At 37.5% G+C, this 24,309-nt stretch carries 25 protein-coding genes; 8 read left to right on the plus strand and 17 right to left on the minus strand.

Annotated features, from left to right (window positions below; genetic code table 11):
- Positions 1 to 330 precede the first annotated feature (330 nt).
- On the plus strand, positions 331 to 1,521 hold the full coding sequence (tyrS, locus tag DY200_RS07315) for a tyrosine--tRNA ligase (RefSeq protein ID WP_115587508.1): 1,191 nt from the start codon (positions 331 to 333) through the stop codon (positions 1,519 to 1,521).
- A 152-nt stretch (positions 1,522 to 1,673) separates the two neighbouring features.
- On the opposite strand, the gene rpoD is transcribed toward tyrS, so the two are convergent.
- From rpoD to DY200_RS07385, 15 genes are all read right to left on the minus strand, one after another.
- The gene (gene rpoD, locus DY200_RS07320) at positions 1,674 to 3,536 is read right to left on the minus strand and encodes an RNA polymerase sigma factor RpoD (RefSeq protein WP_280523266.1); all 1,863 of its coding nucleotides are present in this window, start codon (positions 3,534 to 3,536) and stop codon (positions 1,674 to 1,676) included.
- Between the two features lie 101 nt (positions 3,537 to 3,637).
- Positions 3,638 to 5,380: a DNA primase gene (dnaG, locus tag DY200_RS07325; protein WP_115587510.1), complete on the minus strand. Its 1,743-nt coding sequence runs from the start codon at positions 5,378 to 5,380 to the stop codon at positions 3,638 to 3,640.
- A gap of 176 nt (positions 5,381 to 5,556) precedes the next feature.
- Entirely contained in the window at positions 5,557 to 5,772 is a 216-nt protein-coding gene (rpsU, locus tag DY200_RS07330) for a 30S ribosomal protein S21 (protein WP_005598703.1), read from the minus strand.
- 236 nt (positions 5,773 to 6,008) lie between these two features.
- On the minus strand, positions 6,009 to 7,085 hold the full coding sequence (gene rfbB, locus DY200_RS07335; protein ID WP_115587511.1) for a dTDP-glucose 4,6-dehydratase: 1,077 nt from the start codon (positions 7,083 to 7,085) through the stop codon (positions 6,009 to 6,011).
- A gap of 78 nt (positions 7,086 to 7,163) precedes the next feature.
- On the minus strand, positions 7,164 to 8,582 hold the full coding sequence (gene wbaP / locus DY200_RS07340; protein ID WP_005615840.1) for an undecaprenyl-phosphate galactose phosphotransferase WbaP: 1,419 nt from the start codon (positions 8,580 to 8,582) through the stop codon (positions 7,164 to 7,166).
- 18 nt (positions 8,583 to 8,600) lie between these two features.
- Entirely contained in the window at positions 8,601 to 9,374 is a 774-nt protein-coding gene (locus DY200_RS07345; protein WP_115587512.1) for a DUF4422 domain-containing protein, read from the minus strand.
- 5 nt (positions 9,375 to 9,379) lie between these two features.
- Positions 9,380 to 10,300 (minus strand): glycosyltransferase family 2 protein, encoded by a 921-nt coding sequence (locus DY200_RS07350; RefSeq protein ID WP_115587513.1) that lies wholly within the window; start codon positions 10,298 to 10,300, stop codon positions 9,380 to 9,382.
- A gap of 57 nt (positions 10,301 to 10,357) precedes the next feature.
- The gene (gene glf / locus DY200_RS07355; RefSeq protein ID WP_115587514.1) at positions 10,358 to 11,509 is read right to left on the minus strand and encodes a UDP-galactopyranose mutase; all 1,152 of its coding nucleotides are present in this window, start codon (positions 11,507 to 11,509) and stop codon (positions 10,358 to 10,360) included.
- Between the two features lie 14 nt (positions 11,510 to 11,523).
- Complete coding sequence (locus DY200_RS07360; protein ID WP_115587515.1) at positions 11,524 to 13,284, minus strand: glycosyltransferase; 1,761 nt, start codon at positions 13,282 to 13,284, stop codon at positions 11,524 to 11,526.
- An 11-nt stretch (positions 13,285 to 13,295) separates the two neighbouring features.
- Positions 13,296 to 14,018, minus strand: coding sequence for a hypothetical protein (locus DY200_RS07365; protein ID WP_115587516.1), 723 nt, complete (start codon positions 14,016 to 14,018; stop codon positions 13,296 to 13,298).
- A 9-nt stretch (positions 14,019 to 14,027) separates the two neighbouring features.
- Positions 14,028 to 14,408, minus strand: coding sequence for a hypothetical protein (locus tag DY200_RS10720; protein ID WP_218565492.1), 381 nt, complete (start codon positions 14,406 to 14,408; stop codon positions 14,028 to 14,030).
- Between the two features lie 18 nt (positions 14,409 to 14,426).
- On the minus strand, positions 14,427 to 14,978 hold the full coding sequence (locus tag DY200_RS10725; protein ID WP_218565493.1) for a glycosyltransferase family 2 protein: 552 nt from the start codon (positions 14,976 to 14,978) through the stop codon (positions 14,427 to 14,429).
- Positions 14,978 to 15,337 carry a GtrA family protein gene (locus DY200_RS10910; RefSeq protein ID WP_043995350.1) on the minus strand — a complete coding sequence of 120 codons (360 nt, stop codon included), beginning with the start codon at positions 15,335 to 15,337 and terminating at the stop codon, positions 14,978 to 14,980. Before DY200_RS10910 ends, DY200_RS10725 begins: the two co-directional genes overlap by 1 nt.
- A complete protein-coding gene (locus DY200_RS07380; RefSeq protein ID WP_115587517.1) occupies positions 15,337 to 16,038 on the minus strand; it encodes an ABC transporter ATP-binding protein in 702 nt (233 codons plus the stop codon). Before DY200_RS07380 ends, DY200_RS10910 begins: the two co-directional genes overlap by 1 nt.
- Before the next feature lie 10 nt (positions 16,039 to 16,048).
- Positions 16,049 to 16,837 carry an ABC transporter permease gene (locus tag DY200_RS07385; RefSeq protein ID WP_115587518.1) on the minus strand — a complete coding sequence of 263 codons (789 nt, stop codon included), beginning with the start codon at positions 16,835 to 16,837 and terminating at the stop codon, positions 16,049 to 16,051.
- Between the two features lie 172 nt (positions 16,838 to 17,009).
- Between DY200_RS07385 and erpA the strand changes: the two genes are divergently transcribed.
- Positions 17,010 to 17,351 carry an iron-sulfur cluster insertion protein ErpA gene (erpA, locus tag DY200_RS07390; RefSeq protein ID WP_115587519.1) on the plus strand — a complete coding sequence of 114 codons (342 nt, stop codon included), beginning with the start codon at positions 17,010 to 17,012 and terminating at the stop codon, positions 17,349 to 17,351.
- Between the two features lie 77 nt (positions 17,352 to 17,428).
- Here erpA and DY200_RS07395 read toward each other — a convergent pair whose 3' ends face one another.
- Together DY200_RS07395 and DY200_RS07400 are read right to left on the minus strand one after the other, a co-directional pair.
- Positions 17,429 to 18,337 carry a 1,4-dihydroxy-2-naphthoate polyprenyltransferase gene (locus tag DY200_RS07395; protein WP_115587520.1) on the minus strand — a complete coding sequence of 303 codons (909 nt, stop codon included), beginning with the start codon at positions 18,335 to 18,337 and terminating at the stop codon, positions 17,429 to 17,431.
- Positions 18,337 to 19,353 (minus strand): PDDEXK nuclease domain-containing protein, encoded by a 1,017-nt coding sequence (locus DY200_RS07400; protein ID WP_009875038.1) that lies wholly within the window; start codon positions 19,351 to 19,353, stop codon positions 18,337 to 18,339. The genes DY200_RS07395 and DY200_RS07400 overlap by 1 nt, the downstream gene beginning before the upstream one ends.
- Before the next feature lie 48 nt (positions 19,354 to 19,401).
- Here DY200_RS07400 and tsaA point away from each other — a divergent pair, with 48 nt between their 5' ends.
- From tsaA to ilvA, 6 genes are all read left to right on the plus strand, one after another.
- Positions 19,402 to 20,157 carry a tRNA (N6-threonylcarbamoyladenosine(37)-N6)-methyltransferase TrmO gene (gene tsaA / locus DY200_RS07405; protein ID WP_115587521.1) on the plus strand — a complete coding sequence of 252 codons (756 nt, stop codon included), beginning with the start codon at positions 19,402 to 19,404 and terminating at the stop codon, positions 20,155 to 20,157.
- Between the two features lie 41 nt (positions 20,158 to 20,198).
- Complete coding sequence (locus tag DY200_RS07410; protein WP_005602096.1) at positions 20,199 to 20,915, plus strand: SIMPL domain-containing protein; 717 nt, start codon at positions 20,199 to 20,201, stop codon at positions 20,913 to 20,915.
- Positions 20,916 to 21,060: 145 nt separating this feature from the next.
- Positions 21,061 to 21,747, plus strand: coding sequence for an aquaporin Z (gene aqpZ, locus DY200_RS07415; RefSeq protein ID WP_115587522.1), 687 nt, complete (start codon positions 21,061 to 21,063; stop codon positions 21,745 to 21,747).
- Positions 21,748 to 21,815: 68 nt separating this feature from the next.
- Positions 21,816 to 21,956: a hypothetical protein gene (locus DY200_RS10700; protein ID WP_005598678.1), complete on the plus strand. Its 141-nt coding sequence runs from the start codon at positions 21,816 to 21,818 to the stop codon at positions 21,954 to 21,956.
- 143 nt (positions 21,957 to 22,099) lie between these two features.
- Entirely contained in the window at positions 22,100 to 22,636 is a 537-nt protein-coding gene (slyD, locus tag DY200_RS07420; RefSeq protein ID WP_115587523.1) for a peptidylprolyl isomerase, read from the plus strand.
- Positions 22,637 to 22,762: 126 nt separating this feature from the next.
- The gene (gene ilvA, locus DY200_RS07425) at positions 22,763 to 24,289 is read left to right on the plus strand and encodes a threonine ammonia-lyase, biosynthetic (protein WP_115587524.1); all 1,527 of its coding nucleotides are present in this window, start codon (positions 22,763 to 22,765) and stop codon (positions 24,287 to 24,289) included.
- Positions 24,290 to 24,309: the final 20 nt, after the last annotated feature.

The following is a 24,309-nucleotide window of genomic DNA, read 5'->3' on the forward strand; positions in this document are numbered from 1 at the left end:
TGCTCAAAGCTATCGTATGTAACTTTTTCATCTATCTTAGACTTTTTAGTGCTTGCCTGAACTTTTCAAAAGGCTTATTATTTTAACCATTCAAATGATAAAGATTCTCATTTGTAAGAAATTGTAAAGACTATTGCTTAACCAGATGAGAATTATTATCATTAACTCACTTCAAAAATAATAGGTAATCACTCCAACTCTTACGCCTCATTCCCCCACAAAATGAGGCGTTTTTTTTCGTCTATTGCCGATTAAGCCTTATCAATTCCAATGTATCCCGTTATAATAGAAGTTATTTTCATATTTAAGACAAGATATAAGGAATCATAAATGGCTCAATCTATTGAAGCGACATTAGCCGAATTGAAACGCGGTGTTGAAAATATTTATTCTGAAGAAGATTTAATTGAAAAGTTAAAGGAAAATCGTCCGTTACGCATTAAATTAGGCGCAGACCCTACAGCACCCGATATTCACTTAGGTCATACCGTTGTTTTAAATAAGCTCCGCCAATTCCAACAACTTGGTCATGAAGTGATTTTCTTAATCGGTGATTTTACCGGGATGGTCGGCGATCCGTCGGGCAAAAACTCAACTCGCCCGCCGCTCACTCGTGAAGACGTGTTACGCAATGCGGAAACCTATAAACAACAATTATTCAAAATCTTAGATCCGAATAAAACGCGTGTGGTCTTCAACTCCGAATGGTTGGGTAAATTAGGGACGGAAGGTATGATTCGCCTTGCCTCTAATTACACGGTTGCCCGTATGCTTGAGCGTGACGATTTCAAAAAACGTTTTACCAATAATCAATCTATTGCAATCCACGAATTTATTTATCCGTTACTCCAAGGTCATGATTCTGTTGCGTTAGAAGCGGATATTGAGTTAGGCGGTACCGATCAAACCTTTAACTTATTAGTCGGTCGTGAGTTACAAAAATCAGCAGGTCAAAAACCGCAGGTAGCAATGACATTACCGTTACTTGTCGGCTTAGACGGCGAGAAAAAAATGTCGAAATCACTCGGTAACTATATCGGTGTAACCGATGCGCCGAGCGATATGTTCGGTAAAGTGATGTCAATTTCAGACGAGTTAATGTGGGATTGGTACAACTTACTTTCATTCCGTCCGTTAGACGAAATCGCTCAATTGAAAGCGGACGTTGCGGCAGGTAAAAACCCGCGTGATGTGAAGATTCTTTTAGCGAAAGAGTTAATTGCTCGTTTCCACGATCAAGCGGCGGCGGATGCGGCGGAACAAGAGTTCATCAACCGTTTCCAAAAAGGCGCAATCCCGGATGAAATGCCAGAATTTACCTTTGAAGGCGAAATCGGTTTAGCGACTTTATTAAAAGAAGCCGGTTTAGTCGCATCAACTTCCGAGGCGATTCGTTCCGCACAACAAGGCGGGGTAAAAATCGACGGCGAAAAAGTAGAAGACGTTCGTCAAAACGCACAACAGGGTACGTTCGTTTACCAAGTCGGTAAACGTAAATTCGCCCGTGTAACGGTTAAATAAGTCTTAGATATAAACGAAAAGGAAGCCTAGGCTTCCTTTTTTATGCTTTGGACAAGCGGTTAAATTTGTTAATTTTTTTGCAAATTCGACCGCTTGTCATAGAAATAAAAATGCCCAAGTTTAACTCGCTTGGGCATTTTTCTGACTCTATTCTAGTCGTCTAAGAAACTACGTAAAGTTTCCGAACGGCTTGGGTGACGAAGTTTGCGTAACGCTTTCGCTTCAATCTGACGAATACGTTCACGCGTTACGTCAAACTGTTTACCGACTTCCTCAAGCGTGTGGTCTGTGTTCATATCAATACCGAAACGCATACGCAATACTTTTGCTTCACGCGGCGTTAAGCCTTCCAACACTTCATTCGTTGCTAAACGTAAACTTTCCGCAGTTGCCGAATCTAACGGTAATTCAAGGCTTTCGTCTTGAATGAAATCACCTAAATGCGAATCGTCGTCATCGCCAATCGGCGTTTCCATTGAAATCGGCTCTTTGGCAATCTTCAACACTTTACGAATCTTATCTTCCGGCATTCCCATACGTTCCGCTAACTCTTCCGGCGTCGCTTCACGTCCCATTTCTTGTAAACATTGACGAGAAATACGGTTCAGTTTATTGATGGTTTCGATCATATGTACCGGAATACGGATGGTACGTGCTTGGTCGGCGATTGAACGGGTAATCGCCTGACGAATCCACCAAGTCGCATAAGTAGAGAACTTATAACCGCGACGATATTCGAATTTATCGACCGCTTTCATCAAGCCGATGTTACCTTCCTGAATTAAATCTAGGAATTGTAAACCGCGGTTGGTATATTTTTTCGCAATCGAGATTACTAAACGTAAGTTCGCTTCCACCATCTCTTTTTTCGCACGGCGAGCTTTTAATTCACCGTTTGCGATACGGCCGCCGATTTCACGAATTTGTGCGATAGTCAGACCGGTCGTTTGCTCCATACGTTGTAAATTATCGATATTTACGCGAATTTGGTCGATATAGTTCGCCAATTTAGGCGCGGCGCCTTTTTTCGCATTAATTGCTTTTTCAATCCATTCTTCCGACGTTTCGTTACCTTGGAACAATTTTAAGAAGTCAGCCTTTTTCATTTGTGCATATTCAACCGCATAACGTTGAATTTGGCGTTCTTCCGAACGTACTTGTTTCATCATTTTTTGCATCGATTCGACAAGTAAATCAAATTGTTTCGGTACTAAACGGAACTCACGGAAAATATCCGAAAGCGCTTGGATCTGCTCTCTTGATTTTTTATGGCTACGACCGTGTTTTTGAATCGCTTGTAAGGCTTTTTCGTGTTGCTCGCGTAACGCATAGAATTTTTCGCGAGCAAGTTCAGGATCGATTGAATTGTCATCACCGGTATCCGCACTGCCGTCGCTTTCTTCCTCTTCGCTCTCGTCATCTACATCCGCAACATCTTCCGCTTCTTCTTCGTCATCAAGATCTACGTCCAAATCTTCCAACGCTTCGTCCGCTTGGATATTCGGATCAACGAAAGCGGTAACAAGATCCGATAAACGCATCGCACCTTCTTCAACTTGCGCATAGAAACCGATTAATTCGGTTAAGGCTTCCGGATATTCTGCAACCGCACATTGCACTTCATTGATACCTTCTTCAATACGTTTCGCAATATCAATTTCGCCTTCACGGGTAAGCAATTCCACCGTACCCATTTCACGCATATACATACGTACCGGATCGGTCGTTCTACCTAACTCGGATTCTACCGTCGAAAGCACTTTAGTCGCTTCTTCCACGACATCTTCATCAGCGATATTTTCCGCGAGCATTAACTCGTCGGTATCCGGGGCGGTTTCTAAAACTTTAATCCCCATATCGTTGATCATTTGAATAATATCTTCGATCTGCTCCGCATCAACCAACTCTTCCGGTAAGTGGTCGTGCACTTCCGAAATGGTTAAATAACCTTGTTCACGCCCTTGGGCAATCAGAAGTTCTAATTGAGATTGCTGTTCTAATTGTTGTTCCATAATTGTATCCGTTTTGTGTGCGCGCAAAAATAGTATTGGATTATACCATTAATTAAAATTTTCTTGATAGTTTTGCAAAAAATTTCTCAAAAATGACCGCTTAATCATTGTGCAATCAACATGACCAACTCTTGCTTTTCTTCCGCGCTTAGTCCTAGGCTGCGATCTTTGGCAATTAATACTTCGATTCGCTTTTCCACCAATTTCGCATAAAGAAAATCAAGCGTTTCAATAAAAGTCGTTTCGATGTTTTCCGATGTGACCAAATGTTCCCAATCGGCTAACAGTTCAAGAGTGCGGTAATTCGGTTTATCTCGCCAATGTTCGAGTAATGCGCCCATTGAGACACCGACTTTTTGCCGGCAAACCTCAACCAGCTCAAGTAATAATTCAAAGCCCGGTTCTTCCAGCGTTTTAAGCGCGGAAATATCCGGCACGAATTTAACCAATTCGGGGTTTTGCAATAATAAGGCGATTAATAAACGCATCGGCGTTCGCTTAATTTGCGGTGTTTGGGCCTTAGTTTTTTGTGTGGATTGCACTCGGCTTGGTAACATCGCCTCTAGTTGCGCCGGATCTAAAATCCCTAATTTTTGCCCGAGAATATTGCGTAAATAAACACGTAACATCTCGCCCGGAATACGGTTAATTAACGGTATAGCTAATGCCGCCAATTTTGATTTCCCTTCTTTACTGGAGAGATCCACTTGCGCAATCAAGGAATCAAACAAGAAATCACTAAGTGACAGCGCATTTTGCAAGTAGGCTTCAAAGCCTTGCTTGCCCTGTGCGCGTACAAAACTGTCCGGATCTTCGCCGTCCGGCAAGAAAATAAATTTCAGCTGCCGTCCGTCATGCAAATACGGTAATGCGTTCTCAAACGCCCGCCATGCCGCCTCTCGCCCCGCTCTATCGCCGTCATAGCAACAGATCACTTGCTCGGTGACACGGAACATTTGCTGAATCTGTTCGCCGGTGGTCGCCGTACCGAGTGACGCCACCACGTTATCCACCCCGAATTGCGCCAATGCGACCACATCCATATACCCTTCGACCACAACGAGTGAGGTAGGGTTTTCATTCTGTTGCAACGCTTGAAATAAACCGTACAGTTCATTACCTTTATGATAAGTCGCCGATTCCGGTGAATTCAGATATTTAGGTCGTTCATCGCCCATTACTCGCCCGCCGAAAGCAATCACTCGTCCGCGTTTATCCCGAATCGGAAACATTACTCGATTGCGAAATTTATCGTAAATTCGACCGCTATCGTTTTGCGTAACCATCCCCGTATCAAGTAGTTTCTGCACTTCGTCACGACTAGTACCAAACTTACGTAGCACCGAATCCATTGAATTATGTGCAAAGCCAATCTCAAAGCGATCAATAATTTCCGGTGAAAGCCCACGGCTTTGTAAATAACTTTGGCTAGGGATATCTTGGATTAAGTTTTGTTGATAAAAGTGACTAATTGTTTCTAACAGCTCATATAGATTACGTTTAGTTTTATAACTTGCCTGAGGCTTACCATCACGATTTATCACATTCTCGCGAGGGACTTCCAAACCTTGCATCGCCGCCAATTCTTCAATCGCTTCCGGAAATTCCAGCTTATCGTAATCCATTAAAAAACTGATGGCGTTACCGTGTGCACCGCAACCGAAACAATGATAAAACTGCTTGGATTGACTGACAGTAAAAGAGGGGCTTTTTTCGTGATGGAAAGGGCAACAGGCTTGATAATCTCGCCCTGCTTTTTTGAGTTTGACTCGGCTATTGATAAGCTCAACAATATCGGTACGAGCAACAAGATCATCAATAAACGAACGAGGGATAGAGCCTTTCATTGATTCTCCTTGTCATAATGGCAAGCGGTTGGATTTGCGTGAAATTTTGCAAAATTTATTGAAATTTGACCGCTTATTTTACTATAGGTTACATAGGGGTTCGCTAGAAACACTAAAACCGTGATTCCAAAAGGTTTCACGGTTTTAGTTAATTTAAGCTAAATAGCAATTGCTAATTAGTATAAACGAGTGTTACGTGCATTTTCACGTGCATTACGTTTAGCGTGACGTTTAGCTAAAGATGCTTTTTCACGTTTACGAATTGTAGTTGGTTTTTCATAGAATTCACGAGCACGAACTTCTGCTAATAAACCTGCTTTTTCGCAAGAGCGTTTGAAACGACGTAATGCAACGTCAAATGATTCATTTTCACGAACTTTAATTACTGGCATATGCCATCACCTCAGGAAATATATGTTTAAATAAAGTCGCACACAATTTTGGCGACATAGAACTAAAAAAGGTAGCACATTCTACCGCAACTGATAGTTAAAGTAAAGGGTAAATTCAGTGAGAATAAGAGGCAAATCGACTTATTTTTTAACAATTTTCGCTAAAATTTCAACAAAAACAGACCAACTATTTTATATGGATCCAAAATGATCCCCACTGAAATACTATTTGCCGCTTAATACGACTTAAGCGATAGCCCTAAACGCTCGCCACAATAAGATCCATCAAGTACAGACTGCCACCACTTTTGATTATTCAAATACCACTTGACTGTTTTCCGTAATCCCGATTCAAACGTTTCTTTAGGAGTCCAACCCAGCTGATTTTCTATCTTGCTCGCATCAATCGCATAACGAACATCGTGACCGGGGCGATCCGCCACATAAGTGACTAATTCCTCATATTGCTCGATACCGCTTGGCTTATTCGGCACTAACTCATCTAATAAACGACAAATTGCTTGTACTACCTCGATATTCGTTTTTTCATTATGACCACCAATATTATAGGTTTCCCCCACTTTGCCTCTGCATAATACTTGATAAAGTGCAATAGCGTGATCCTCGACAAATAACCAATCCCGAATTTGCAAACCGTTTCCATAAATAGGCAAAGGTTTACCCGATATTGCATTTAAAATCATTAGCGGGATCAGTTTTTCCGGAAATTGAAAAGGCCCATAATTATTCGAACAATTGGTCACTAAAGTCGGCAAGCCATAGGTACGAAACCACGCCCTTACCAAATGATCACTTGCAGCTTTCGATGCGGAATAAGGACTGCTTGGCGAATATGCGGTATTCTCGCTAAATAATTCATTTGAATCATTCAAATCACCATATACCTCATCCGTTGAAATATGTTGAAAACGAAACGTTTGCTTTCTCTCTAACGGCAAACTCAACCAATATTGGCGACTTGCTTCGAGTAAGGTATAAGTACCGATAATATTGGTTTGCATAAATGTCGCAGGCCCGTCAATCGAACGATCTACGTGGCTCTCCGCCGCAAGGTGCATCACCACATCCGGCTGATATTTGCAAAAAATCTGCGAAATTCGACCGCTATCGCAAATATCCACTTGCTCAAAATGGTAACGTGAACTGTTACTCACACTTGCTAATGAAGTAAGATTTCCGGCGTAAGTCAACTTATCCACATTCACAACTCTATCTTGAGTATTTTGGATAATATAACGAATAACGGCGGAACCGATAAAACCGGCTCCGCCAGTGATAAAGACTGTTTTCATAATCCTATACCTAATTGCATAGATATCCATCGGAACAAAAAAGCAGAAAGAAATCTTTCTGCTCTTAATCCTTATAATTTAATAGGCACCAGCCCGTTTTCGTATGGCAGTAATTGTTTTAAAAAGAATCGCAATATCGTTCCATAGCGACCAATTCTTAACATACCAAGAATCAAAATAAACTCGAGTATCGTAATCTACATCATTACGACCGCTTACTTGCCATAATCCCGTCATACCGGGCTTCGCCATTAAATAATAATCTAAATTTTCTTTATAATAAGCTAATTCATCGGCAATAACAGGACGAGGACCAACTAAGCTCATCTGTCCAATCAAAACATTAAATAATTGAGGTAATTCATCTAAGCTGTTTTGTCGTATAAAAGCACCTATTTTCGTTACTCTAGGATCATTCTTCAATTTAAAATCTTTTTCCCATTCAGCTCTAGCCGCCTCATCACAAGCAAGCAAATCATCTAGAACTTGCTCTGAATTTACTACCATAGAACGAAATTTTAAACATTTAAACGGTTTACCGTTTTTTCCTATACGCAGATGACCGTAAATAGCATTTCCGCCATCTTTCTTAATCGCAAAATAAAGCCAGATTAAAATAGGCGATGTTAAAATAATTAATAAGATAGAACCGACAATATCCATAGTACGTTTCAATACCCTCGAAGATCGTTTAGCTAAGTTATTATTGACACGTAATAACATCACCTCATAGCTAAACAAAAACGACATATCCGTACTATATAACGGCAAGCCTCGTAAAGTAGGAATAACCGAAACCGAACGATAACATTGTTTAGATAAATGCCTTAGCCAACTATCTCGTTGATCATTCTCATAATCTTCCAAAGCAATAATAAATTGATCAGATTTTTTTGTAACCAATTCCCATAAACTCTGACGAGTTTCATTAATAACCGGTATACCTAACTTATCTAAATCAGGATGTTTATCCAAAGCAACAAAATATTTTACTCTAAAACCTAAATAAGGTTCACTTACCAGTGCATGATAAGCATCTATGGCATTTTTACCGCCACCAATAATAATCGTATCTTTTAAATATAATTTAGTTTTAATCAAATAATTTTTAACGAGAATACGTCCTAAAGGCACGAGTATTAAAGAAATAGACCACGTTAATACCCATAAATAACGAGAAAAATAAAGTTTAGAAAATGCGATAGTCGCCAACTCAACAATAGCCAAAATAGCCAATGTTCTAATTATTTCCTTTAATTCAAACCAAAAAGGTTTACGGTAGGTATAATGTCTTAGTCTAAGTGCAAACCAAGATACGCATACAATACCAAGAAATAAATGAATTAATAATCTATCATTAATCTGTTCCGTTGGGAAATATTGATTCAAATCCCCTGTCCATAAGTTTAAAAATTCTAAGGACAATAAAAAAGAAAAATAAAACAGTAAGAAATCAGTAAATGCAAGAATATATTTACATAACGTCTGCTTTTTCATTCTAATATCCCTACTCTCTTATTTAATCTTTCGTGAGAATTTTCTCTTTAAAAGCCCTATAACTTTAAAAAGTATTTTTTCTTTTTCCAGAGATACAACCATTAATTCTTTTTTAGATAAATTATTTTTTAACAACCAAACATTAAATAGACGCTCCGCTAAAAAACCAAAAACACGTTTCTGGTAATTATCATAATCGGTGACATCTATTTGCTTCTCCAATTCAAATAAAATAGAAAATAACCAATTGCAATACTGTTCGAAATATTCTTTTTTCATTACAAACATATTAAATAAATGTAACGAGCTACTTGACATCACTTGATCAAACGCAGAACAATAATCTGGGAAATCCTGAGCAATAATTTCTCTGGTTAAATCTAAATCTTTAATATAATGTGCATTTTTATAATGGCTATAAATCGTTTCAATATAATAATTTCTTTTTTTTGCAACAATAACATCATATTCAACTAGATACGATAATAATTCATTTTCCGAGGCTATTTCTTGATCTTTTAACCGAAGATCCGATCCTTTAAAATAACGGCGATAATGTACTAAACCGACATAATCACTTTCCGCAAAAAAATTATTTCTCCATGCCCAATATAATGCGGTCAATTCACAGAAAGAACCATTTTTTACTGAAATATTATCACCCGTATCATCACCTTGAATAGCTAATTGCTGTCGATGTAATGCTTTTCCGACATAAATCGGCACATAACAAGCCGTATTAGGAAATTCATAGTTTTTATGGGTTGCAATTAGAATTTTAACTCTGCTCATAATTTTTATAAGTATTCTCTATGATGGAAAAAATTCTTTGTTAAACCATGCCAAATGCCTCTTATACCGATTTTTAATTTAGTTATATTCGGCTTAGTAAATAGGAAAAACCAACATACTTTAATACAAAATAAGACTGAAATTAAACTTCCTTTATAATCCAAAAGATTACGAATATTATTTCGACACATACAATAGAGCTTTAATTTAGATTCGGTATCATTAAATTTTAATAAATTAAAAAACATTGGCGTACCTAACGTTAGCTCCTTCGGATGATAAAATTTAGAAGATGTTACGGTAAATATCTTAAACCCGGTTCTCCTAGCTCTCCAAGTATATTCCATATCATCGCCCCAAATAAAATAATCAGCTTTAGGGAAGCCTATTTCCTCTACCATCTTTCTCGAAAATAAAATCCCATTAAATGGCATCACAATATCAGGAATAATATTATCTTTTGTTGCTGTTTCGATATCAGCTAAAGTCGTTAAGACCTTTTTACTATTTGGTAAACGTAGCGTAAACGTTAATTCCTCAGGATTCTTATTATTTAAAACTAAAGGACCGATATAGCTATCTTCACTAGCATACGGTATTAACTTAAATAAACTATCCTTAGCAGGCAATCCGTCATCATCCATTAACCAAATATAATCAAAATCACGTTGATAGGCAAGCTCAATACCGGCATAAAATCCCCCCGCGCCGCCTTGATTAGTAGCTAAAGTTACAAGAGTAAATTTATCATTATCCAACCAGCCTTTATCGCGTAAAAAATCCACAGTCCCATCCGTACTGGCATTATTTACCACCACAATATGAGAAAGTGGATAAGTTTGAGCTTGCAAAGCTTGTAAACAATTTAATAATAATTCTTTTCGGTTGTAAGTGACTACAATGGCACAAATAGATTTATTCTGCATAAGTGATCTATCAATAAAAGACCGCTTCAAAACAAGCGGTCTATTTTCTAAAGAATTTTACACATCCATATTGACATAGAATGGTTTTAAATTCTTATTACTCGCTAATGATTGTTTAATCTCATCAACGGTTTCTAATGCTTCCTTAATGGTTACATCCATATCTAAATAACGATATGTCCCTAAACGTCCGACAAAAGTTACTTGCGTTTCTTTGTTTGCTTTTTCAACATATTGTTGCAATAAGGCTTTATCTTTCACTAAACGAATAGGATAGTATGGAATATCCTTTTCTTCGCATAAACGGCTAAATTCTCGATAGCAAATCGTTTTTTCGTGATTTTCCCACGGTGCAAAGTGTTTGTGTTCCGAAATACGCGTATACGGTACTTCTTCATCGCCATAATTGATGACCGCATTACCTTGGAAATCGCCTTCGGCACGGAACGCTTCAAAATCCAACGTACGATAACCTAAACGCCCCAACTCAAAACCAAAATAAGCATCTAACGGACCCGACCAGAAAATATGATCAAATTCCGCTTTCATACTTTCAACAAATGGGGTCGCTAACCGTACTTCAATATTCTCGTGTTTCAGAATATTTTCTACGATAACGGTATAACCATCCTTCGGCATACCTTGGAATTTATGCGCAAAGTAGTTATCGTCATAATTAAAACGCACCGGTAAGCGTTTTAAGATACTTGCCGGTAACTCTTTCGGCTCTACGCCCCATTGTTTTTTAGTATAGCCGTAGAAAAACGCTTTATATAAATCGTGACCGACAAAACGCATCGCTTGTTCTTCAAACGTTTGCGGATAGGTAATCGACATATCCGCTTGGCTTTCAATTAACGCTTTCGCTTCACTTGGTGAACAAGTTTTACCAAAGAACTGGTTAATCGTATGTAAATTAATCGGCAACGAATACACAGCCCCTTGGCTAATCGTTTTTACTCGATTAACAAACGGCATCCACTCACCAAATTGATTCACATAATCCCATACACGTTCATTATCAGTATGGAAAATATGTGGACCGTAAACGTGAACCATCACATTCGTTTCGGCATCACGTTCAGAGTGGCAGTTTCCCGCCACATGATTACGTTGATCAATTACCGTTACTTGATAACCTTGCTCTGCAAGCCCGCGTGCAATAACCGCATTTGAAAAGCCAGCGCCGACTAGGAGAAATTTTTTCATCATTTGATCCTTAATTATTGATCTTGTTTAAATTGTTTTTTCCAAAATTCTGTACTTGTCAGTTCATCGTATGATGAACGATATTCGTTTTCTAATCTATTATAATTTTTATATAAATTATAAATCGCTTTAGTATAACGTATTAAATGATTAAAGAATTTCTTCTTATCATGTTTAAGAATAAAACCTTTGTTACTAGTCCAATGTATATATAAAACATCATTATATCGGTAAACTTCTCGTAAATTTCCACCAAATCCTTTATGTTGCCATACTCGACCTTTCTTAAAAAACATTTTGGGTAATAAGTGACCATTTAGTGTCAACAATCTGACACATCTTGAGATTCTTGTTTCATGAGGATTTCCATTAATAGCTTGAGAAGCTACATCTAGAAGAATATCTTCCGGCTTCTCATTAATAACCAAACTACTAATTTCTTTTCTCTTATCTGACATACTAACATTATCAATCCAAAAATTTTTTCCTTTTGTACAGTCTTCTACTGCTATAATTGCTGCAAGTGCAGTTTCATAGTGATAAGTAAATAAATTTCGTAAACACATTTTCATAGTAGTTTTCAATATTCCTTTAAATCCTCCGTCTACTAATCCATGGAAATGTTGCATAATATGATTTCTTACATCTAAATAGTATGGTAAAGGTCCGTTTTTTAATGAAAAATCATCACCCCAAGTGGAAATACCATTTAATGTAATAATATTAAATTTATGTTTTAAACCAAAACCAATATCATCTCCTCTCACAAAATAAGGAAATGCTAGATTTGTTACTTTTGATATAGGGAAAGCTAAGAACCACCATCCCCCATAATCAATATGTTCCTCTAATTCATTAACAAGTAAATCATGTTTATTTCTTAAATCCAAGTTACACTTATTTGGTTTACAAATGCCATCAAATCTAGCTCCATTCTCAAATTGCCTAAACATTTCTGCTTCTCTAAGCATCGCCCCAGCTATAGCAGCACTAGGATCTTTAGCGAATTCCAATAAAGAAACCGTTCTTCTAATACTCTCAACTTCACAGGAAGCATCATCATCCATAAATAGACAATGAGTATAATTACCTTGTTCCTTCAGATGAATTAGTCCCCTTGTAAATCCTCCTGATCCTCCTAAATTTTCATTTGAAATAATATTCACACCTAAAAATCCAGGGAGATTACTACTATTATCTACCACATTTAAAGACACTTTATCTCTAAATTCTTCTTGAGTTAATAATTGACTACTTAAGCGTTCAATAGCAGGAATAACATATTGTTGACGATTAAAATGAGTAATAACTATTCCTAACTTTATAGAATTATTCGGAACATCAGATGTTGAAAAACTAAAGTCCTTAATATTGGATTTTGATGATAATGACTCTACATCAAAAAATAACATTCCATCTTCTAAAGCTTTCCAGAAATCTAAAGGAATAGATATTGTTTCCACATCTGTAGAATTTAGATAATTTTCACCTACTATACGATCACTAAAGTTTAATCTATGTACATGCCAAGTTATTTTAATTTGCCCTTTGAATGTTAAATTAAACGTCAATTCTTTAATAGAAGTATGACGTTTCCATTTACCAATACTGATACTATTAAAATAAGTATCAGTATATACTCTGCCCCCTCGACGTAAATCTACTTGTGATTCAGCAATATTTAAAATAGCATTACTATTATGCTTAAAATATAGATCTGTTTGACTACATAAATTAAATGATGGATAAACAGACCTTTGAATAATAACTGACATATTGACTACCTTTAATTTAATTTAAGAATTGTTATACCATTAACATCATACACACCTAAATGATTAGGAACATAATTGCATTCTGCTACTTCTTCTGAGTGTAATACAATATTCTGTCTTTTAAGAAAAGATAAAGATATTGCATTTATATCCCTTGTTACTCCTGTTCCTACTAGTTTACCAATATCTCCACATATAAAAACATCCTTCCTAGGTTGTAAACTCAATAAATTTAATAAATTATTTTCTATCTTAGCAAATTTTGATTCCGAAGTATAAAACTCGTTCCAAGAATTAGCCCCATAAAAAATAAAAAACAAAGGAATTACATAATATAATTTACCTAAATAATTAAAATTCAACATAAAAAATAATAAATTAGAAACTATAATAAATATATCATTTTTTATATATACATATTCTTTAACCAAAAAAGACGAATATACCCATGAAAAGAGAGAATAACCTAAAATAAAAATTATATAATTTGCATTTATAGAAAGCTCTTTTGCTTGATATGACCATAAGAAATTTATCCATCTTCCTTCCCATAAAGTTTTATCCCAAGGGGTTCCATGATGATTCATATTAGGTAATAAATGAGTCATAAATTCCCAATCATCATGCCTAATATAGGTATCAGTAAATTGTCCTGTCGAGTAAATAAAACATATAACTAGAATAAAAAAGATAGGAAACCCATCAAAAATTCTTTTTTTATTAAATTTATCCATTTCTACTCTCTACTTTAATAATTTCTCAATAAAAAATTTAGGTCTATTCTTGCTTTCAATATAAATTTTCCCAACATACTCACCTATCACACCTAAAGAGAGCATTTGTACTCCACCTAAAAAGAAAATCGCAATCATGAGGGACGTCCAACCTTCTACTGTATTGCCAAGTAATTTATCAATAAGGACGTAAAAACCAGCTAATGCTGTAATTCCACAAGTCAAAAATCCAACAATAGAAATTAAACGTAATGGAGTAATTGTTAAAGAAGTAATACCCTCTAATGCTAAGGCTAACATTTTCTTTAAAGGATATTTTGATTCACCTGCAATCCTTTCACTTCTTGAATAAAAAACTTGCTCGCTCTTAAATCCAATTAAAGGAACCATTCCTCTAATATAAACATTCTATTCTTTATATTGTAATAAAGCATTTAAAGCTCGTTTACTTAATAAACGATAATCAGCATGATTTTCTACTTGCTCTACACCTAATTTACTCATTAATTTATAAAATAAACCTGCTGTTCCCCGTTTAAAGGAAGTATCTGTCGAACGATCATTTCTGACTCCATATACAATATCAACTCCTTCAAGATATTTATCAACCATTTGATATATACAATTTGTATCATCTTGAAGATCTGCATCTATACTAATGCAGATATCTGTATTTACTACAGATAATCCTGCCATTAATGCTATTTGGTGTCCCTTATTTCTAGATAATTTTATCCCTTTTACTAAAGTACTACTTTCAGCTGATAGCTCTATCTGCTTCCATGTATCATCTTTAGAACCATCATCAACAAATAATAGACAGCTATCCGATGAGATTTTATTTTTGGAAATTAAATCATTCAAAATTATTGTTAATTCTGTTAAACAAAAGCTAAACACCTCACTTTCATTATAACAAGGTACGACAATCGTTAATGAAGGTATAATATTTTTATTCATTATTTCATCACCCATAATTTATTTAAAAAGAACCCTGAAACTGTATACATAGCCATTCCACATAATTGAGAAATATACATATATATTATATCTTGTGAAAAACTTAAAATAATAGAAATCGTAATAACATTTACCAAATAACATACACTACAGTTTAGTATAAATTTTATAAATCTTATTGTGGTTAGAGTAGTAGAAAAGGTAAACTTAGAATTAATTATAAAACTAACTATAATTCCAATGCTATACCCAATAACATTAGAAATATAAACATCCAATCCCCAATACATTAATATAAAAATAATAAACACTGTTATAACAGTATTTAATAACCCAACTAATATATACTTAGAAAACATTATTTAATATCTCTAATAACGCCATGCTCTAAATAAACATGTTTATTACATACTCGTTCTGCTAATTGATGATCATGCGTAGCCATTACTAAGATACCTGCTTTATCAACAAATTCCGTAAGACGTTTTTCTGCTTTATTTTTAAACTGTTCGTCCCCTACGCTCATCCATTCATCCATCAATAAAATTTCAGGATGTACACAAGTTGAGATTGAAAATGCTAATCGTAATACCATACCACTTGAATATGTTCGTACTGGCATATTGATAAAATCACCAAGTTCACTAAAATCAATAATTTCATCTACTAATTTTTCCGTATCTTTAGGCTTTAATCCTAAAAATAATCCTCGTAATTTAATATTCTCTAACCCAGAAGCCTCTCCATCCATACCCAACATAGAATCAAGCAAACTTGTAATTTTTCCTTGCACGCTAATTCTACCTGTCGTTGGAGCATATACACCTGATAAAACTCTCAATAAAGTTGTTTTACCTGAACCATTATGTCCAATTAGAGAAACTCTATCGCCTTGTTTAATATCTAAATTAATATTTTTCAATGCTTCAATTTCGGTATTATTATTGTTAGCAATAATCCGTCCCCCCGTTGCAGCATTTAATAAAGTTTGTTTAAATGAGCGTTGTTTCGCATCATAAATAGGAAATCTGACCGAAACATTTTCTAATTTAATATGCATATAGATTTCCTTATAACCAATAAGTAATTTTATTTCTTGTTTTTGCTAGTACAATAATTGAAATAACCCCTAAAATAATCGCACTTACAACAACAGTTAGCCATTCTACATTAGCAGGCATTACACCAAGCAGTGGTTTTCTCATTAAATCTAAATAAGTCGCAAAAATATTCCAAACAACAAATCCTTGACGCTCTACTGGTAGCTGTTCCATTCGCCAAATTATAGGGGTAATAAAAAATAGTAATGAGGTGATACTCGTTACCATTTGAGCCATATCTCTGTATCTTGCACAAAAAATAGAAATAAGTAGACTAATAAAAACAAGGTTAACTGTTACTAGAACTACTGCAGGCACTGATAATAAAATTAAGAGTGTAACATCTCTCCAAAGCACTAACATAATAATAGGGTATAGTATCATATTGTGAATTAACACAATTAATTGCCTATATACCACTCTTAATATAAAGATAGGTACGGGAATATAAGTCTGCTTCATAAAGTGAGCTGACTCAGCAAAAGTATGAACAGAATCATTTATTACGGAAGACATTAAAGCCCAAAAAATTAAACCCAATGCTAAATGAGGAATGAAGTCAGAGGGATCGAAATCAAAAAGTGAGCCATATAAAGGCCCCATAGCAGAAATAGTAACTGCCATGCTTAATGTAATCCAAATTGGACCTAATACAGAACGGCGATATCGCCCTAAAATGTCATACCATGCTAAAGTTCTCCATAAATCATGCTGTTTAGCTGATTCACTAAAATCTCTCACGGCAGCAAAAATACTCATTATATATTCCTTAATAACCTTTGAAGAAAAGTTCAATACGCTAATAGTATATTATAGCATTAAGACAGAATTAAATTTGTCCTTTTCAACAATTTACATTTAAAGATTGCTCATAATCTCTTATTGTTAGATAATAATTAAAATTTCTCCAAATTCTTAGATAGAGTATAAAATGAGCGATATTCAAATTCCTCTTATCTTTACCGACGCGGCGGCGAAGAAAGTTAAGAGTTTAATCGAGGGCGAGGATAACCCGAATCTTCGTTTACGAGTGTATATTACGGGGGGCGGTTGCAGTGGTTTCCAATATGGGTTTACCTTTGACGACCAAGTGAATGACGGTGATTTAACCATTGAGAACCAAAACGTTGGTTTAGTGGTTGATCCGATGAGCTTACAATACTTAATCGGTGGTACGGTGGATTATACCGAAGGTTTAGACGGTTCTCGCTTTGTAGTAAATAATCCGAATGCGACTTCAACCTGTGGCTGCGGTTCATCTTTTAGTATCTGAAAGATTTTTGTAAAAAAAGACTGCTTGTTTGCGATATTTCATCCAACAAGCGGTCTTTTTTTGTTTAGAATTTACTCTTATCCCAAGAAAATCCCTAAACTGAATAATAAATTGGTAATCAAAGCCAATCCTGCCATTTGTCCTAAAATCGGGCGTAATTCAATCGGATCTTTATGACGATAGACAAATAAGCCGTGTTTAGCAAGTAACGGGACGGCAAGTAAAAATAAGTAGCTATACCAATTCTGAAATTCACTCATTGCAAAAATCAGATAAGAAACGACCGCTAGCACTAATAACATCACGTGGTACACTCGTCCGTTTTGACTACCGATACGTACAATTAAGGTATTTTTACCGGCTTGTTTATCTTGGTTAATATCTCGTAAATTATTGATATTTAAGACGGCAACCGATAACAAACCACATCCAAAGGCAGGAATAAAAATCATTGCCGGAATACTATGAGCTTGTAAGTAGAACGTGCCGATTACCGCAACAAATCCAAAGAAAATTAGTACAAATAAATCGCCTAAGCCTAAATAGCCATAGGCTTTTTTGCCGACCGTATAGGTAATTGCCGCCACAATCGAAATAACGCCTAAACTAATAAACACTACGACATCTTGAATAGATTGATAAGCGTAAACCGTCAGCCCTACGCCGGCAATAAAGGATAAAATACTGAGTAAAATAACCGCATTTCTTAATTGCCCGCCGGTAATTGCCCCGTGCTGAATCGCTCGTAACGGTCCGATACGCTCTTTCGTGTCGGAGCCTTTGACATGATCGCCATAATCGTTGGCAAAATTAGACAGCACTTGTAATAAAATAGTGGTAATAAAAGCAAGTAACGTAGTGATTATATCGAAATGCCCTGCCCAATATGCCAATGCCGAGCCGACGATAATAGAGGCTAATGCTAAAGGCAATGTTCTTGGGCGAGCGGTAGTAAACCAAATTGAAAAAGCGGAATGTTTATCCATTAATCGTTTTCTTCCTGTTTTTGTTTGAACTGTTGAATCTCTTTCTGAACTTCTTCTAAAAGCCGCTGCTCACTCGGTAGATAGAGCTGATATTGACTCGCATAAATTTGTTGCTGATGTTCAGGCAGCGTAAATTTTACCACAGCATCGTTTTTATGCGTACAGAGTAAAATACCAATTGTTGGTGTTTCATGAGGGAGTTTTTCAATTCGATCAAAATAATTGACATACATCTGTAATTGCCCGATATCTTGATGCGTTAATTTATGTGTTTTGATTTCGACCAGCACAAAGCACTGCAATAAACGGTTATATAATACTAAATCAACAAAAAATTCATCGCCTTCAATATGTAATCGTTTTTGACGAGCCACAAAAGAAAAACCGTTGCCCAGTTCCAATAAGAAGTCTTGTAAATGAGTTAAAATGGCACTTTCCAAATCTTTTTCATAGTAAGCACTTTCTCGTTTCAGCCCGAGGAATTCCAATACAATCGGGTCTTTAATAATTTGTTTCGGATCATTAGGGATAATTTGATTTTTCGCCACGGCTAGAACGCTTTCTTTATCATTACTTAATAATAAACGTTCATAAAGGTTACTATAAATTTGGCGTTCAAGTTGTCGAGAAGACCAATTATTTTTTACTGTTTCCGCAATGTAGAATTCTCTCTTAACTTCATCCGGAATACTTAAAAGTAGCTTATATTGGGTCCAGTTTAATTGCGTCCGCAGTGCGGACACAATTGGGAATGTACGATAAAACTGACGATAACGTTCTAATTGTCTTTTAGAAAATCCACTGCCATATTCGGGTTCTAATTGTGCGGCAAGTGATTTAATTAAATATTTGCCATATTCGGCTCGTTCTTTTTCTTGTTGTTCTTCTTTAAATATACGTTCTCCGATATGCCAATACATAATGACTCGCTGAAAATCAACCGAACGAATCGCCTGCTCACGAGCCCGATGAATAATGGTTTTAATATCGCTAACAATAAGCTGATTTGCTAACATAATTGTCTCCTTTTAATTTTTTAATTATATTGTAAATAAATACAGTCCATGAGTTTACCACAATTAACCCTAAATCCTATCGGGATTATCCATAGCCCTTATGATGAAAAGTTCTCTGTGCCGCGCCAGCCGAATTTGGTGAAAGAAGGCAAAGGCATATTAAAACTGCTTCCGCCTTATAATTCGCCGGATGCGGTACGAGGTATCGAGCAATTCGGTCATTTGTGGCTTATTTTCCAATTTCATCAGATTCCCGAACGTGAATGGCATGCTACGGTGCGCCCGCCTCGTTTAGGCGGAAATGAACGTATCGGCGTTTTTGCCAGCCGAGCGACCCATCGTCCGAATCCGATCGGTTTATCCAAAGTAGCGTTGGAAAGTGTTGAGGTAAGAAACGGAGAAGTCTTGCTAAAACTAGGTAGTGTGGATTTGGTGAACGGTACGCCGATTTTAGATATCAAGCCTTATATTGCGTATGCAGACAGCGAACCTAATGCTCGTTCCGGTTTTGCGCAAACCCAACCTCCGGCAAAACTTGAAGTGGAATTTTCGGAGCAAGCGTTACAAACGGTCGAATTTTGCCGAAATTTTGCAACATTCGGTATTGAGCAACCGCTTACTTTTATTCGTCATGTGATTGAACAAGACCCACGCCCCGCTTATCAGCAAGGTAAGGCGACAGAACGTATCTACGGCATGAATCTGGCCGGATACAACATTCGTTGGCAAATTTGCACGAATAACGTCAATAAAGCTATCGTACTGGATATTGAAAATGAACTTAATCGGGAAATATCGTTCTAAGCAAACACTTTGAGCCATGCTCGTCATATCAAGGACATATCATGAAACTATCAAAAGCCTTTATTATCTTACCGCTGTTCATCGCAAACTTAGCGAGCGCTTCAGAAACTATAGCCGATAAGAATACCTCGGTAGGATCTTCTTTTGAATTTTCAACCGAAGTTCGTCGAGAAGTTGAAAAAGATTTAATGCAAGCAACCGTATTCAGCCGTAAAACCGGTAAATCTTTAGCCGACTTAAGAAAATCCGTTTCAAAAAATCTAAATCAAACCATAGAAAGCGTAAAGCAATACTCTACAATTCAATTGGAATCTGACGGTATAAGAAACGTCGTGAATTACTCGAATAACGGAAAAATTGACGGTTGGATTACCGAAGGGAGGATTCACTTAAAAAGTAAAGATTTTGAAGCTATGGCGAAAGTATTGGAAAATTTAAGCTCGGAAATGGCGATAGACGATATTTATTTTAGCGTTTCACCTGAAAAAATCGCTTCTTTGGAAGATGAAATGACTTTAGAAATTATCAAACAATTCCAACACAAAGCGGACGTAATTCAAAAAGGGTTAAAGCTGGACAAATACCGCTTAACTAACGTACGACTTGAAACGCCAAACGGTGAAGAAAGCTATTTTAACGCCAGACCGTTAGCCGCAATGGCAAAATCAGCCGATTCGTTTGAAAAAGAACGACTCCCTTTGGAAGCGGGTAAAGCAACTATTTCGGCGCGGGCAACCGGTCAAATCGTATTTGAGTAAATGCTATTTTACTCTCAGGTTCAAAAAGAATGTTTAATTTCCTCAAACTATTAAGCATTCTTGGAGATAAACTATCTTAACGGATAGTGATTGGAAAGCACTGGCACTTAAGTGCCATTTAATCTTTAATATTAAGGAAAAAAGAATGAAAAAATATTTTGCCGAATTTTTCGGTACGTTTTGGTTAGTTTTCGGCGGCTGCGGTAGTGCGGTTTTAGCGGCGGGTATTCCTGAGTTAGGCATCGGTTATGCCGGCGTATCATTGGCATTCGGTTTAACCGTATTAACGATGGCTTATGCGGTAGGTCATATTTCCGGCGGCCATTTTAATCCGGCGGTATCTATCGGTTTATTGGTCGGCGGTCGTTTTAACGCCAAAGACTTAGTGCCTTATATCGTTGCACAAGTTATCGGTGCAATTGCAGCGGCGGCGGTGTTATACACGATTGCTTCGGGCGTAGCAGGCTTTGATGTTACGGCAGGTTTTGCAAGCAACGGTTTTGCGGAACATTCGCCGCACGGTTATTCAATGGCTGCGGCATTAGTAATTGAAGTCGTATTAACCGCATTTTTCTTAATTATCATTATGGGTGCGACCGATAAACGTGCACCGGCCGGTTTTGCACCGATTGCGATCGGCTTAGGCTTAACGTTAATTCACTTAATTTCCATTCCGGTAACCAATACTTCGGTCAATCCGGCTCGTTCAACCGGTGTCGCCTTATTCCAAGGTTCTTGGGCGATTGAGCAATTATGGTTGTTCTGGGTCGCGCCGATTTTAGGTGCGATTATCGGCGCATTAGCCTATCGTTTTATTGCCGAAGAAAAATAGGCTCTAATCTCTTATAATACAGTGCCGTTTCGGCACTGTATATCGAACATCGGACAAATAGGATAAAAATGAAATCGCTATTCAAAATCTTTATCATAGCTACGTGTTGTAGTGTATTAAGCGGTTGTTTAGTGACTTCCGTAGTAGGCGGCGTAGTCGGTACCGCCGTTGATGTGGTGGATACGGTTACGCCGGATATTACCGATTAACTTTGCAAATTTCGTGCAAAATCAGACCGCTTGTTTTAACGAAGCGGTCATTTTATTTCTATTTTTTGCAAACCTTTTGCAAATCTACGATAAACCGCTACAATGAATCGTATTTTTACCTAAATAGAAAAAAGGAATCCTTAATGAAAATCGCAAAAAATGTTGTTCCAAGCATTGCTTACCAAGTTCGTACGCAAGACGGTGTGTTAGTTGATGAAGCGCCGGTAAACCAACCGTTAGAATATTTACACGGTCATAATAATCTTGTTGAAGGTTTAGAAAAAGCACTTGAAGGCAAAGCAGTAGGTGATGTTTTTGAAGTTCGCGTTAAACCGGAAGAAGGTTACGGCGAATACAATGAAAACATGGTTCAACGCGTACCGAAAGACGTCTTTATGGGTGTTGATGAATTAGAAGTCGGTATGCGTTTTATCGCAGATACCGATTTAGGTCCGTTACCGGTTGTTATCACTGAAGTGGACGGTGACGAAGTGGTGGTGGACGGTAACCATATGTTAGCCGGTCAAGAATTACTCTTCTCTGTTGAAGTGGTTGCAACCCGTGAAGCGACATTAGAAGAAATCGCACACGGTCATATTCATTCCGGTCATGAACACGAAGGTTGCTGCGGCGGTCACGGTGAAGAAGGCGGTTGCGGTTGTGGCGGTCACCACCACTAATTCTTTTTTATTTCATCATTGGCGCAAGCGTTATCGCTTGTGCCTTTTTAGTTTTTCTTTAAATAATAACCTGACGTATCCTTCAATACGCCGATATAAAAGCATAATAAAATACAGAGCAGTGTTATGAGCAATCCGACAATTCAATCCGGCACCGATTATCTGCGTGCTATCCTCAGTTCAAATATCTACGACCTAGCGCAAGTGACCCCGCTACAAAAAATGGAAAAACTCTCCGAGCGTTTAGGCAACCAAATTCTGATCAAACGTGAAGACCGCCAACCGGTACACAGCTTTAAACTGCGCGGTGCCTTTGCAATGATTTCAAACCTCTCGGCAAGCCAAAAAGCCGCCGGTGTGATTACCGCTTCGGCAGGTAACCATGCGCAAGGCGTGGCGCTTTCATCCAAACATTTAGGATTGCGCGCCTTAATCGTAATGCCGCAAAATACGCCGGCAATCAAAGTGGATGCGGTAAGAGGATTCGGCGGCGAAGTTTTACTGTTCGGCGCAAACTTTGACGAAGCCAAAGCTAAAGCCTTAGAACTTTCCGCCGAATTAGGCATGACCTTCGTACCGCCTTTCGATCATCCGATGGTAATCGCCGGTCAAGGCACCATCGGTATGGAATTGGTACAACAAAGATCCGATTTAGATTATGTATTCGTGCCGGTCGGCGGCGGCGGTTTAGCCGCAGGTATAGCGGTATTAATCAAACAAATTTTACCGAATGTCAAAGTAATTGCGGTCGAATCCAAAGATTCCGCTTGTTTGCAACATGCGTTAAAAGTCGGTAAGCCGGATAACTTGGAGCGAGTCGGCTTATTTGCGGACGGTATCGCGGTAAAACGAATCGGTGACGAAACTTTCCGTTTATGCCAGCAATATATCGATGAAGTGGTATTGGTCGATAACGACCAAATTTGTGCGGCGATGAAAGATATTTTTGAAAACGTACGTGCGGTTGCCGAGCCTTCCGGCGCGACGTCGTTAGCCGGCTTAAAAAAATATGTTAAAGAACATCAACTGGAAGGTAAAAACCTAGCTTGCGTACTTTCCGGCGCAAACTTAAATTTCCATACGTTACGTTATGTTTCGGAACGTTGTGAAATCGGTGAAAAACACGAAGCCCTCTTAGCGGTGACTATTCCGGAGAAAAAAGGCAGTTTCTTAAAATTCTGTGAGATTTTAGGTAATCGTGCGGTTACCGAATTTAACTATCGACACGCGGACGACAGTAAAGCCTGCATTTTCGTCGGCGTTCGTATTACCGGCAGTGTGGAAAAAGCGGACATTATCCGAGATTTACAGCAACACGGCTATGATCTGGTTGATCTTTCGGATGACGATATTGCAAAAACGCATATTCGTTATATGGTCGGCGGTCGTCCTAACACCATTTCCGCCGAACAGCTTTATAGTTTCGAATTTCCTGAGCAAAAAGGCGCATTATTAAAATTCCTACAAACGCTCACCGATTGGGATATTTCTTTATTCCATTACCGTGCGCACGGGGCGGATTACGGCGATATTCTCGCTGCGTTTACTTTAGATGAAAGCGATAAGCATCGCCTTAATCAGCATTTGGATCAACTTGGTTATCGTTACCAAAACGTAACGGATAGCCTTGCATATCAATACTTTTTAAAATAAATCGCAGGAATTATTGGTTA

The sequence above is a fragment of the Actinobacillus lignieresii genome, from assembly GCF_900444945.1.
In the GTDB taxonomy this organism is placed as follows: domain Bacteria; phylum Pseudomonadota; class Gammaproteobacteria; order Enterobacterales; family Pasteurellaceae; genus Actinobacillus; species Actinobacillus lignieresii.